The organism is Bacillus sp. FJAT-50079 (assembly GCF_018343515.1).
GTDB lineage: Bacteria > Bacillota > Bacilli > Bacillales > Bacillaceae_C > Lederbergia.
In genome coordinates this window covers 415398-428600 of record NZ_JAGYPD010000004.1, presented here as the reverse complement: position 1 = coordinate 428600, position 13203 = coordinate 415398, and the positions used below count along the sequence as shown (strand labels likewise).

The 13203-nt window shown below is 37.2% G+C and carries 13 protein-coding genes; 3 read left to right on the top strand and 10 right to left on the bottom strand.

The genetic code is table 11. The features are described 5' to 3' along the window. The first annotated feature begins 86 nt into the window (after window positions 1–86). The 3 genes from KHA95_RS12920 to KHA95_RS12910 all read left to right on the top strand — a co-directional run bounded on the left by KHA95_RS12920 (window position 87) and on the right by KHA95_RS12910 (window position 2730). On the top strand, window positions 87–254 hold the full coding sequence (locus tag KHA95_RS12920; RefSeq protein WP_213137917.1) for a hypothetical protein: 168 nt from the start codon (window positions 87–89) through the stop codon (window positions 252–254). Next, window positions 251–997 carry a prepilin peptidase gene (locus tag KHA95_RS12915; protein WP_213137916.1) on the top strand — a complete coding sequence of 249 codons (747 nt, stop codon included), beginning with the start codon at window positions 251–253 and terminating at the stop codon, window positions 995–997. Before KHA95_RS12920 ends, KHA95_RS12915 begins: the two co-directional genes overlap by 4 nt. 242 nt (window positions 998–1239) lie before the next feature. Next, a complete protein-coding gene (locus tag KHA95_RS12910; RefSeq protein WP_213137915.1) occupies window positions 1240–2730 on the top strand; it encodes a GGDEF domain-containing protein in 1491 nt (496 codons plus the stop codon). 289 nt (window positions 2731–3019) lie between these two features. Here KHA95_RS12910 and KHA95_RS12905 read toward each other — a convergent pair whose 3' ends face one another. The 10 genes from KHA95_RS12905 to KHA95_RS12860 form a co-directional block, all read right to left on the bottom strand. Then, the gene (locus tag KHA95_RS12905) at window positions 3020–4741 is read right to left on the bottom strand and encodes a methyl-accepting chemotaxis protein (protein ID WP_249316860.1); all 1722 of its coding nucleotides are present in this window, start codon (window positions 4739–4741) and stop codon (window positions 3020–3022) included. A 994-nt stretch (window positions 4742–5735) separates the two neighbouring features. Beyond that, the gene (locus KHA95_RS12900) at window positions 5736–7166 is read right to left on the bottom strand and encodes a DUF7305 domain-containing protein (protein WP_213137913.1); all 1431 of its coding nucleotides are present in this window, start codon (window positions 7164–7166) and stop codon (window positions 5736–5738) included. 1 nt (window position 7167) lies between these two features. Then, the gene (locus tag KHA95_RS12895) at window positions 7168–7602 is read right to left on the bottom strand and encodes a PilW family protein (RefSeq protein ID WP_213137912.1); all 435 of its coding nucleotides are present in this window, start codon (window positions 7600–7602) and stop codon (window positions 7168–7170) included. Then, window positions 7599–8048, bottom strand: coding sequence for a type IV pilus modification PilV family protein (locus tag KHA95_RS12890; protein ID WP_213137911.1), 450 nt, complete (start codon window positions 8046–8048; stop codon window positions 7599–7601). Before KHA95_RS12890 ends, KHA95_RS12895 begins: the two co-directional genes overlap by 4 nt. A gap of 38 nt (window positions 8049–8086) precedes the next feature. Continuing rightward, window positions 8087–8674, bottom strand: coding sequence for a type 4a pilus biogenesis protein PilO (gene pilO / locus KHA95_RS12885; protein ID WP_213137910.1), 588 nt, complete (start codon window positions 8672–8674; stop codon window positions 8087–8089). Beyond that, complete coding sequence (locus KHA95_RS12880; RefSeq protein ID WP_213137909.1) at window positions 8667–9242, bottom strand: hypothetical protein; 576 nt, start codon at window positions 9240–9242, stop codon at window positions 8667–8669. Before KHA95_RS12880 ends, pilO begins: the two co-directional genes overlap by 8 nt. Continuing rightward, window positions 9232–10233, bottom strand: coding sequence for a type IV pilus biogenesis protein PilM (gene pilM, locus KHA95_RS12875; protein ID WP_213137908.1), 1002 nt, complete (start codon window positions 10231–10233; stop codon window positions 9232–9234). The genes KHA95_RS12880 and pilM overlap by 11 nt, the downstream gene beginning before the upstream one ends. Window positions 10234–10406: 173 nt before the next feature. Next, window positions 10407–10841, bottom strand: coding sequence for a type II secretion system protein (locus KHA95_RS12870; protein WP_249316858.1), 435 nt, complete (start codon window positions 10839–10841; stop codon window positions 10407–10409). A 96-nt stretch (window positions 10842–10937) separates the two neighbouring features. Further along, window positions 10938–12152, bottom strand: coding sequence for a type II secretion system F family protein (locus KHA95_RS12865; protein ID WP_213137906.1), 1215 nt, complete (start codon window positions 12150–12152; stop codon window positions 10938–10940). After that, the gene (locus KHA95_RS12860) at window positions 12131–13195 is read right to left on the bottom strand and encodes a type IV pilus twitching motility protein PilT (RefSeq protein WP_481748439.1); all 1065 of its coding nucleotides are present in this window, start codon (window positions 13193–13195) and stop codon (window positions 12131–12133) included. Before KHA95_RS12860 ends, KHA95_RS12865 begins: the two co-directional genes overlap by 22 nt. Window positions 13196–13203 lie beyond the last annotated feature (8 nt).

Here is a 13203-nt window from a genome sequence, read left to right as displayed (position 1 = left end):
AGCGATCGCAAACCACACCTATTTTCGCTATAATAGATAGGTAGAATTAGCCTATAAAACGGGCCAAAAGTCACAGGAGGATTTCAATGAAAAAAGCTAGAAAAAAAGTTTCTTCAAATGAGCTAATAAAGAAGCAATTATTATTTTCTATTTTCGATAAAACCAAGGACCTTAGCCCTACTTCTTCAAGAGATTTGAATAGCGGTCGCTTAACAAAAATACAACATGCCTTTCATTTGATTGATATACGATGAAAACGATTATTTTCGTTTACGCGTTGTTATTCGGATCATTTTATAATGTTGTCGGTCTACGTGTCCCGCTAATGCAATCAATCGTTCGACCGCGCTCCGCATGTCCAAATTGCCATCAAACTCTTTCATATCGAGAGCTGATTCCTGTTTTTTCTTATTTGATGCAACGTGGAAAATGCCGACACTGCCATACACGGATTTCCCCCGTTTATCCGATGATGGAGCTTATTACAGCAAGCTTATTTGTTTTCGCCTTCGTTAAGATCGGTTGGTCATTTGAATTGCTTATCGCTTGGACACTTATATCATTGCTTGTAATCATTACGGTCTCTGATCTTGCCTATAAACTAATCCCTAATAAAATCCTTCTCGTATTCGCGGGAATTATCCTAGCAGAACGGGTTGTTCAGCCCCTTTTACCTTGGTGGGATTCTTTATTAGGAGCAATTGTTATGTTTGCGATTTTACTGACGATTGCGGTTATAAGTAATGGAGGGCTTGGCGGGGGCGATGTCAAATTGTTTGCAGTAATCGGACTTGTTCTTGGTTTAAAGTTAAGTTTACTTGCCTTTTTTTTCGCCAACCTTATTGGGGCCATCATCGGTGGAATTGGAATGGCATTACGGATTGTAGAACGGAAAAAGCCGATTCCTTTTGGACCGTTTATCGCCATCGGTACATTGATTACATACTTTTATCATGAGGCGATTTTTTCATGGTATTTTGCACTTATTTCGTTCTAAAAGATTTTAAATCTGCCAAACTCCATTCCCATCGGCATGTACGGGCATATTGCAGACGAAGCACTTGCCCATAACGCCCGGCACGTTCGTACCTCTATGAATGCAGATCTTTGTTCCTATTCAATTAACGGAATCAATCCAAAGCTTGCCTTTGGATCAGCTATATTTTTGGAAGTGTTTACACTTTTTCACTTAGTCAACTCATTGGAATATTGTCATGGGAGAGGTAGGGATATTTATAGATGCCAAAGAGGAATTTTCAATTACAAATTACTGTTTTACTTATTGCCTTTTCCCTTTTCATTACTTTTGTTATCGCCTTTATTGACCATAATAAACTAAAGAGCAGAGTGATTGAAGAGCATAAACTTAGATTGACTTTAGCCGAGTCAACCATTTTAACTTCGCTTCATACAGTTGACAAAGCCTATCATTTATTTGATGACGAGCTGGCAAATAAAATGAAAAAAAACTCAGAAAGATGGCTTGCTTATTACACTGAAAATCCAAATGTAGATCAGTGGGATATGGATGCTTTAAAAGAAGAGTTTGGTATGGATGTGTATATTATTAATGATAAAAATGTCATTATCCGTAGTTCTTTCAAAGAGGATATAGGCCTTGACTTTCAAAATTGCTGCGTTGAATTTTCAAAAGTATTGGACAAAAGAAGAAATGGGCATATTTTTGCCGATGATGGGTTGGACGTTCAACAAAAAACAGGTGAATTAAAAAAATTTAGTTATATGCCTACTCCTGATCACAAATATTTGCTTCAATTAGGATACGCACTCGATGACGAACATATTTTTAATGAATTCAATGTGTGGAAAGTAATTGCCGATTTAGAAACATCATTCGATTTCCTTTATAAAATACTGATCCGCAATTCGGAAGGATATGTATTGAGAGATCGAATTGAGGCCGAAATGCCCGCTGATCGGTTGGCCGTTTTTCAACAAACCGTCGATTCAGGCGTTACTCATGAAATCGACGGAACATGGAATAACAAAGCGGCAAAATATCGCTATCTCCCATATAAAGCTGATGAAGAGAGAGGAATTTCGACCAATCGAGTCGTCGAAATCGCTTATCACGAAAACGAATTAAACAGACAGCTAAGCAAATATAAGAATGAGTTTATCATACAGCTACTCGTCATTTTAACGATCGCTCTCTTTATTTCTTTTATTATTTTCCGCTGGGTGGCAAAGCCGATGCATCTAGCTTTCCATGATAGTTTAACAGGACTTAAAAACCGAGCAGCGTTTGAAGAAATCGTAGAAGAACGACTCAAACGGAAAGATCATCCTTTCGCATTAATGATGATCGATTTAGATAACTTTAAATTAGTGAATGACCATCTCGGACATTCCGAAGGCGATCAACTGCTGATCGTGACCGCCGATACGATTCAACATTGTATTGGCAAAGATAACATACCAGCAAGATTGGGCGGAGATGAATTTATCGTTGTTTTCCCTCAGCATAAGGAACAAGACATTACAGAAATTTCATCGTTATTGATTCATCAAATTCGTAGAGAAATAAAGGGCATCATTGGTTCCGACCATATAGATGTAACGGTTAGCATCGGTATTGCCTTCTCTGAAGAAGGAGATAGTTTAAATACATTGTACGAAAAAGCAGACATCGCTTTATACGAATCAAAGAAACGAGGGAAAAATCAATATCAAGTATATGGCGAAAACACTCGTGAACGATATGGATAGAGTAAAGGCTGTTCGCAAATAATACGGATCGGAAGGACTGAAAATTGAGATGCTTTTCTTCTAACATCATGGACTGTTTCCATTATTCAATTGATATAGTGTTTGGCATTCTAGAGGATATGTCATATTCGAACTGCTTTACATGAACTTGTACAGTAAAGGATACTAAAAAAAGTGAACTCCAGCTTTTCATAAACTGGAGTTCACTTGTATAGGTCCTTTTTGAACACTTACGATTTATGTTTTCCCCTTGAATTAATTTTGTTTATATAAACAACGGACGGACTTATTATGATAGTTCTTCTTCTAATTGGGATAATAATGTAATTACAACCTCTGAAAATTTTAAGACTTGCTCAAAAGCTTCTTGAGACGCTAATAAATCACCTTGTTCATAGCATTTAACTGCTTCCTTCGCAAAATGGTGTACGGCTTTATGAGGCTCTTCTAACTGAATAAATGCAGGCCTTTCTTTCACTCCCGAAGATAAATTACTATAGTACCATTTGCCTAGTCTACACGTTTTATGTGAAATTACCTGCTCAGAATTCAACTTTTCTATTCCTAGAACCATATTATAAACTTTCCATTTCCAGAGAAGATGATCGGTTTTCGCAACCTTAATAATGTCTTTTGAAGATAAGCGAATATTTGTTGTAAAAAAAGTATTACGATATTCTTCCATCTGTTTACTTAATTCAAAAGTAACTTTAGCAGTTTGCTTGGCAATTTCTTGTGAACTATTGCTTAATTCAAAAACAATCGAGTTACGTTGTGCAATTTCATCCACAGCTGATGTTTGTTCCTCTGACATTGCCGCAATTTGTGACGTAGCCTGATTGATGTCTTGCATTGCTGACACAATCTTGTTTAGCGCCTCATCTGCAACCTTTGCACCATCCACGCTTTTTCTAATCAAATTTTCTGTATTACTCATTTGTTTAGTTACCAGGCTTGAAAAGTTCTGCAACGTTTCCATATTCGTCGATATTTGTAATGTTTGTTCCTTTGTATGCTCAGCCAATTTCCTTACTTCCTCTGCCACAACCGCAAATCCTTTTCCATGTTCCCCAGCTCTTGCTGCCTCAATACTCGCATTTAATGCAAGTAAGTTTGTTTGCTCCGTAATTTGCTTTATCACTTCAACTATATGATATGTTTTTTCTATCTCCTGATTAAGCTTGTCTACTTGATTAACCACTTGTTCATAAACTTGGCCGACTTGTTTGATATCTCCCATCGTTTCATGGACAATTTGCTTGCTCTCTTCTGCTGATTGAAAAGCTGCTTCTGTTCCTTCAGCAACTTTAATTGCATGATTTGCCACTTCCATAATCGAAGCATTCACTTCTTCTGTCGCACTTGAAACACTAAAGCTCTCAGCATTCATATCATTCATCTGTGTGATTAACTGTTTTGATGTATCGAGTTGAGTAGTGTAATTCAGAGTATCGGAAATGCCAAACAAAAAAGATTTGAACGTTTCTTCCATGTAAACTTCAACGATAAGCTGCTGATCAAATGCAGCTAATTTTTGAATAGAGAGAACGGTGTTCATCATCCGGTTTGGTTGGCCGTGAAATTTTTCCATTACAATGGAAGTCATAATCTGTATTAACAGATGGTGCGCTGAAATAAAGTGTTCCGCAGTTAAATTAATGTGACTGTGCACCTGCCCAATTGTTATTCTTGTCGAGATATACTCTTTATTTACCTCAGCTTGCAAAAATTGATCCAAGTATTTTTCCATTGTTATTCTTAAACGTTCAACGGTTGAGTAACTAGTGATAATATCTTTTAAATGTTCAACCGCTGTAATATTATTATAGAATTGATTAACGATTTCTTTTTTATAAGGTGAAAGGATTGAAGAAGCCTCGCGAATATCAGCTAAATTCTCTTTGCTAATATTCATAAAGGCGAGTCGCTCTTTTATCCGATTTCCCACTTCTGTAATCTCAGTTTGATCTGAACGATTAATATATTCATCCCATGATTTTGTTTTTTTCATAAAGAGCCTCATTATACTCTTTACCCCCATTATGTTCTATTTTTTTATAGTACCTTGCTTGGTAAAGTTAATATTGATTTACCTTAGATGCAGCCTTCTTAAATAAAAAACAGAAAGCCGCTCACTGCTTCAGTTACTTTGGAGCTATTATTACCTGTCCTAAAGTTTTCTATTGAAATATAAATACCGAAACTTTCTAACATCTTAAAGCATGAAAAAATTTAGGTTATCTGATCACATAAGATTTTAAATGCATAAAATACCCTCGGCGCTTTAATTGATTTGCGAGTAGCATAATGATCTAGTTTGAATTTAGGATTCAATCAATCAGTCATCAGGTAGATTTTCCACCTTTCTGTGATGTGTTATTCGGTTTCTTTAACAAATTTATAGATATCCCCTTATATTGCAGAGTTTATATCTTTTGAAATTTATATAAATCAGTAGGTTCCAACAATGGATCTTGATCTTTAAATAATTGATCATTTTTACGAAATAATCTTCTTTAAAACTTTTTCACCAGCCTGCCAGCAAATATCCGATTTCATTCGCATATAATTTAATAAAAAAACCGCCCCCAAAAATTGAAGAGGTCGGTTGCACTACTAGCTCCTAGACAATCAAGTACCCATATAGGATTGCCTGTTCATCACTCTCATTATTAGGTATTGAGTCTTGCAGTAATAATTTTAACTCATCGACAATTTTATACTTTTCACTTAGGTAAGTCTAGGATAACTTTACCAAAATTGTAAAAAGGATTTAGATATACCGTTTGTTCAATAGGTTTAAAATATTGGCTATTATAATTGCATTTCTTACTCATATAAGTCAACAGAATTTCATACTAAATCTAACTTTACATAAAACTACTAAATTAAAAAGTCCATCTGGGGGAACTTTTTAATATCTTTCTACCTTAGAGCTAACATATCTCCTACTAATTGAAAGTCTATCCGATTGTTATTGAAGAGAGCGCCCTTGCGGAAAAGTTTTATTGTTCGTATGGTACTTCCTTTACAAATTCAAGCGGTATACCGGTGCTATTCCCTCCCCCGCCAGCAGAAATTGGCCCTTCAGTAAATTGCATTTTATTATAGGTTAATGTAGCACCACCGGTAATTTCATATGATTTCGCAACAATCGTTCCTTTTATCGCGCCATTTGTATGCTCGAATTTCGCGTTCGGTGCGAGAATTATAGGGGAAGTGCTCCACGCGCCCCCTGCCATTTCGAAAAGTGTTCCACCCGTAAACAGATTTCCATTGAATCCTCCCCCTGCCGTAAATCTTATATTAGCTTTTTCCGCATAGATAGAGCCGTAAAGCTTTTGGCTCCCCGCCAATATAAGTCGATTATCTGGTTGCTTAGATCCTTTTAAAAAAATATTGATCCGACTAACATCTCCACCGTCGTTAATGGAGCTTCCACTCCCAAAACTAATTTCATCTGTTACATATATCGTAAGTTTTCCAGTGCCTAATAATTTAATATGACCTGTTGGAAGCAGAAGTTTATCCACCACGATTTCCTTATCTGTATTGCCCACATTTATATTTAATGTAAGGTTGCTCTCAATCTTAATTTGATTAAAATGCTGGGATTGACTTAGTTCAATCGTTCGACCTGTACCACCACTTAAAAAGATGTTTCTCTCATTTGCAAAAGGAAGTGTGGGGAACTCTGGGAAATTAGGAAGTTTAGGAAATTCCACCAGATCAGCCCCAATTGCTTTTGGAAATGATGTCATCCAATCTGGCTTATTGATCGCTATTCCATCAAAACCTTTTGGTACATAAATCCCTCCAGTAACGTTTGGACCACCACTAACGATAATACTACTTGCTCCAGCTTTTCTAGTTCCAATATCGCCAGAAATCGTTCCGTTTTTAATCGTTATCGTATCCTCAACAAATAATGCCATTTCAGGAATAACTAGATTGCCACCATTATTTTTCGGCTGCCATTTGAGTGAAAACTTCTGTTCTAGTGTTCTTTTTTTATTGTCAATATATCCTTGGGAAGTAAGTGTATATTCTCTCCGGTCGCCTTGATTTGTCTCAGTAACGCTTATTTCTGCCCTTGGTTTCTGTCCAAAATGTTCTTCAAACTCCTCGGTGCACGGTTTGCTCATAACGATCCTTGAAGCGAGTGTACTATAAAAATTTTCTGCATTATTTGTGTTACTGTATACTTCATCAATGATTTCTTCGATTTCTGCCATTTCTAATGTCATGCATGCTTCTGCAATATAATAGGCAGACTGATCGCTTCTCTCCCCAGCTGTTGTTTTCACTGAATTGGTCGTCATTGTAACAAGCCCTAGTCCTAGTGCGGAAAATAGAACGATTAGCAATAAAACACTAACGAGTGAATATCCTGTTTCATTGTGAATTAATGGATTGTGTTTTCGAAAGTATTTCAAGCTAATCACCCTTTCTGATCGTGATTTTCGTTTCCACTTTTTTATCTATCTGATTAATGATCTTTAATTCAAATCGTTTATTTCCAAATGAGTCTTCTACTAGTTCCCCATGAAATTCTTTGATCTTCTCACTGAAGATTACTCCATCCTTTTCGATTGATTGATTATCGGAATTATATTCATAGACAGTATCATCAAGCGCAATCCTTCCACTTTCCGCTTGAATTACTTTCGCCTGCCGAATTTCCTTTGTCATCACTTTTGCTACATAAGTAATATCAAATAGGGAACCGTTTTGGTCATATTGCTTTTTATACTGGTTTTGCATAGTGGTGATGATACTTGTTAAAAATAAAAGGATAATCACTCCGATAACTGTCACAGCAAGAAGCTCGACAAGTGTCATGCCTTCTTCATTTTTCATTAATTTATTCATTCAGATTCATCCCTCCAAAGGAGGATCGTTTCCATTTTTGCTCGTACGGCGTTCTTCTCAACAATTTCCACGATTACATGATTCATGTTTGGCTTTATTTCATCTTTCTGGAATCTGATTCGCGCATACATAGAGGTATCCAATGTTTTTTCAAAAATGAGCTCTTTATTGGAATCATTAATGAAAGTATAGCCTAATGAAAGAATCGCATTTTTACTCCCATTAAAGGAAGTGCTTATGCTAGATGAATAGACTGCCTCCATCTCTGTTTGCGCAAGATAGGTAGCATCCTGTATCTCTTCAGCTGTTTTATGCGTTGTCGCGGATTGAAAAAACACCGTAAAAAAAGTCATTAATATTATCGAAATAAGTACGATAGAAGCGAGTAATTCAATAAGTGTTACGCCTCTCTCCTCTATTAAAATGATTGAATTAGAGTTTTTCATTAAATCACCGAATCCGCTTTTTTCTATTGCAAAATTCCTCATTGGTCAAAATAATACGTGGTGATCACAATTGTGAAATTCATTATGCTCGTTGAACTTTCTTGATCAGGCTGGAAAAATTTTAACTGATCAACACTCGTAATCCGGTCAAGCATTTCAATTTCATTCATAAACTTCATAAAATGATCATAATCGGGGGAAAGAACCGTTAGTTCAGCCGTAATCGAATGAAGTCCATCGGGTTTGCTGACGCCCGTAGATGCTGCATTTTCTCCTTCCTCATCAACCTCGTTTTCATTACTATCATAGTGAAACTCTATATTATTAATAAGACTATCACTGGCAGTTTCAACTTTCTGAAAGGATAATACCAACTTTTCCAACTCCGGATGCAACGGTATTTTCGATAGTAAAGGAGAATCTTCAACTGAATTCTCTGCTTCGCTCTTGCTTTTTGCTTCAAGAATGGCAATATCTCCTTCCAAAGTAACCTTCATATTTTTCTTGCTTTGTAATTCTGAAGATAACGGTTGTAAGAAAGCTAGGTAGATAGATAGCAATAATAAGAAAAATAAGCTTAACAAAAGTAAAAACAGCGTCCTTTTTTCCTCAAAAAGATTATTCATTTTCGGTGTTCTCCTTTTTTAATGTTGCACGATTGATCTGAAAGGAGTAGGTGACTACGTAGCGCGAGGGCAGATTTAATGCATCTTCAACCTCTGGCTCCGTTAGTACGGTTGAAATCCGATTTATTTTTACATTTTTAACTAAATCAGACTCAGAAAGCTTAGCTACGTAGGAAGAAACATCCGTCATATTTGCAAATTGTGAGATGACTTCAACATCGTTTAACTTATAATGATACTCATTCATATTCCCAGTAGGAGGTAGATAACCTATTAATCCATCGATTAGTTTTGAAGTTTGCAACACATACTTTTCCGCATAATCAACAGCATTTGTTAATTTTCCTTTATCAAACGATCCTTCAAGCTGCCCTTCCAACGTTTCTTTTCTTAAAATCAGCTCATTATTTTTGTTTGTCACGGATTTTATGTCTTGTTTTAAGACAATGTACTTGTATGTCATAAATAATATCGTTAATAGTGCAATTACAATCCCAACAATAAATAATAAATATAATAAGGAACGTTCCTTTTCCGTTTTAGGCAGTAGATTAATATCAGGAAGCATGTACATCCCTCCCTTTCAGGACTAGACCAAGCGCTGGGATAAAACATGGATGAATTTCATGTGAGGTCGGGAGTACTTTTAAAAAGCTCGTCGGTCGATTCAAATGTTGCTCCATTTTTTTCTTTACTTGATCAAGCTTAGGATAATCACCACTAAGAATAATATGTGTGATATTCCGTGTGCCCTTATGTAATGAATAGCTATAAAAATCCATAATTCGTTCAATCTCATTCATCTGCTCATCAATGAGATGATCAAGGTATGGTTCACTTCCGGTATATGTCCAATCTACTACTTTTTCCTGATCTAACGTATATCTCCAATCTTTTGTATCGACCTCTAACTGTTGATGGCGGGTAAAATCCAATTGATTGTCAGAAAAAACACTAATATTTGTTGAAGTTAAATTAAGTTCAAAAAATAAATAGATTTCATCCTTACGACTTTGATCCGTTTCATAAAAATAGCGGTAAAGACCTAGAGATCGAATATCAGCCGCATGCGGTCGAAGTGACACATCTGAAAAAAGGTCGATATATTTTCTGATCTCTTCTTCAGGTGCGGCAAATAACGTCGCTTTTGATGTTTCTATATCTGCTGATTTATCTGAAGGGTGTACATGAACATCTAAAACTGGATTCTGAAATGGAAGGTGCAAACTCTGGCCCATCTCAAACATAAAATGTTCACGTATTTCTTTTCCTTGTAAACGTGCGGGGAAATCAACCGGTCGCATAATCACAAGCGAGTCTGGTACATAAAATCGAACAGCAGCATTCTTCAGTTTCCAATCACGCACTAACTGTTGCATGAAGTCATAAAATCCGATTTCATCAACAACTTTTCCTTGTTCAATCAGTCCAGCCGGAATTGGCCTTTCTCTCAATTGCTTTATATCCGTCATTTGTTGGCCATGACTTTCCACCATACGAACGACATAATCGTCAATTACAATATTGGCAAACTTCTTAGTTTTCATAAATGCTAGCATGATGTCCAACTCCTCCTAGATAAGCGATGTTGTAGCATCACCAGTTTGTCGAATAAATTTTGTAATCATATCTTTTCGCAACCTCACCAAATTTGGTGAGATTGCGAAAAGATATGATTTGCTTTATTAGTAAGTACCTCGACACTTATTGTGCCGAGGTATTTATCTAAGCGTTAGCTCCCTGAAGTATAACCACAAGCTACTTTTCTACCTTCATTAATAACTGTTTCAGGTACACTTGTAATTGTACAACCTGTACCTCCGTCCATTGTTACACTGTAAACATCACCAGACTTTGTAACCGTTCCAGAATAATCTTCTGGCTTCTTTGTCCACGGATCCATAAGTTCACCAATAAAGCCTTCCGTTTTTAGTGTTTCAGAAGTAACCGAACTTAAATTGCCAGCATTTGCTTCATACAATTTAGCGGCTGAAATCAATTGCTGAGCATTTGCCACATGTGCATCCGCCTTAGAATTTTCAATTACCTTTCCAATTGATACAAACGCAATTCCTCCAACGATCGCAAGGATAACAACAACAGCTAGCAACTCAACGAGCGTTAACCCTCGTTCATCTTTTTTCAATATCGATAATAGCTTTTTCATTATAAATTCCTCCATTATTTTCATTGTTTAATAGATAAAGTATAAGAGCGAGTTTGTTTCGTTTCCTTTAATCACCTCCTTAAGATACCATTCCATCTATTGAACCTCTGAAAAGATCGAGAACATCGGGATCATAATCGCCAGGACAATGAATCCGACGACGCTGGCAAGAATGATGATCATGAATGGTTCAATTAATGATTTTAATGCATCGACACTGCGCTCAACTTCGTCTTCATAGAAGTCGGCAATTTTAGCGAGCATGTAGTCAAGTGATCCGGTTTGTTCGCCAATGGCGGTCATTTGTGAAACGAGCGGTGGAAACACCCAACTGTTTGCAAGCGGCTCTGAAAGCGGGCTTCCTTTTTCTAAATTGTCGCGCGCTGCTAGTACGACTTTTCCAATGACCGGATTACCCGTTACCTTTTCAACAATAGCGAGTGCTTGCAAAATCGGAACAGAACTTGCAAATAAGGAAGATAGTGTCCGTGTCATTCTTGCAATTGCCGCTTTTTGCAAGAGCACGCCAAAGATAGGCATTTTCAACAAAGCAACATGAATCGAATAATGAAAAGTCGGATTATTTTTAAAGAAAAATAGAAAGAGAGATACAATGAATACGATAATGATCAAGCCGAGCCACCATAATTTTCGGATCCATTCGCTCATATTTACGACCAATTTCGTAATTGAAGGAAGTTCGCCTCCAAATTGGTCAAACATGACCGTGAAATTTGGCACGATTGAGAGCATTAAGAAAATGACAACCGCAATAATTACAAAGAACAAGACGATAGGATACGCCATCGTTGATTGCACTTTTTTCTTTAAATTGTATTGATTTTCAAAATAATCGGCGAGTCTTTCTAATGTTTCGTCAAGATTTCCTGTCATCTCTCCCGCTCTCACCATGTTGACGAAAATCGCCGGAAATATTTTTGCGTGTTTTTGGATGGCATTGGAAAAGGCAATGCCGCTTCTTAGCTCTCCTTCTACCTCATTTAAAGCTTTCGCCAGCCCTTTGCTTTCTGTTTGTGCAGCTAAAATGCGAGTAGAATCAACGATTGAAATTCCCGCATTAATCAATGTCGCAAATTGACGGCAATAAATAACAAAATGTTGATGCTTTACTGAATTTCCGTTAAAGGAAATATTTTGGTTAAAAATTGTTGCCTTTGTTTCTACTACCTCACGCGGACGAATTCCCTTTTCCTGCAATTGATGAATTGCTTGATTTCTCGTTTCACTTTGAATTGTGCCCCGTTTCAGCTTTCCTCTCTTCGTTCGACCTACATATTTGAATACTGCCATTCATAATCACCCACATTCACTAAGTAGGGCTTAGCTGCGTCATTTGAGATGATACCACCAGCAAGCAGTTCACTGATCGACATCTCCAATGTATGCATACCTGATGCACGACTCGTTTGCATAATATTTTGGATTTGTTCTACCTTTTCATTGCGAATTAAATTGGCAATGGAAGGATGATTGATTAAAATCTCTGTTGCAGCAATCCGACCAGCCCCATCCATTCTTGGAAACAATCGCTGTGAAATGATTCCTTCCAGCACTGCGGCAAGTTGCAGACGGATTTGTTTTTGCTGATGTGGAGGGAACACATCGATAATTCGGTCAATCGTTTGTGATGCATTATTCGTATGTAACGTCGCGAGAACAAGATGACCTGTTTCGGCAGCTGTGATCGCCGTCGAGATCGTTTCAAGGTCACGCATTTCACCGACTAAAATCACATCGGGATCCTGACGCAATGCCGCCCTTAAGCCGGATGAAAAGCTTTTTGTGTCTGAGCCAATTTCTCGCTGATGAACAATGGAGCGCAAATGATTATGCATGTACTCGATCGGATCTTCCAATGTAATAATATGCTTGGAGTAATTGCGATTAATATAATCGATCATTGCTGCCAGTGTTGTCGATTTTCCCGATCCGGTTGGTCCAGTTACAATGATAAGGCCATGCGGTTTTTCTGACATTTTCTGCAAAATCATTGGCATTTGTAATTGCTCAATCGTTGGAATCTCTGATGAAATCACCCTTGCGGCAAATCCAATTTGATTACGCTGAACATACACATTAATCCGAAAACGGGCGACGCCTTCTAAACTATAAGCAATATCAATCTCACCATCTTCGATTAGCGTTTCCCAATCGTCTTTCTTCACAATCCTTCGTGCCATTTTTTCAATTGTTGCTCCAGTTAATAGGACGTTATCAAACGAACGCAGCTCGCCGTTCATTCGATATATAGGAGGCGAATCAACTGTAATATGGAGATCGGAAGCGTGCTCTGTATATGCAGTTTTTAGCAATTTATGTATGTCATATGGCAACATTATCC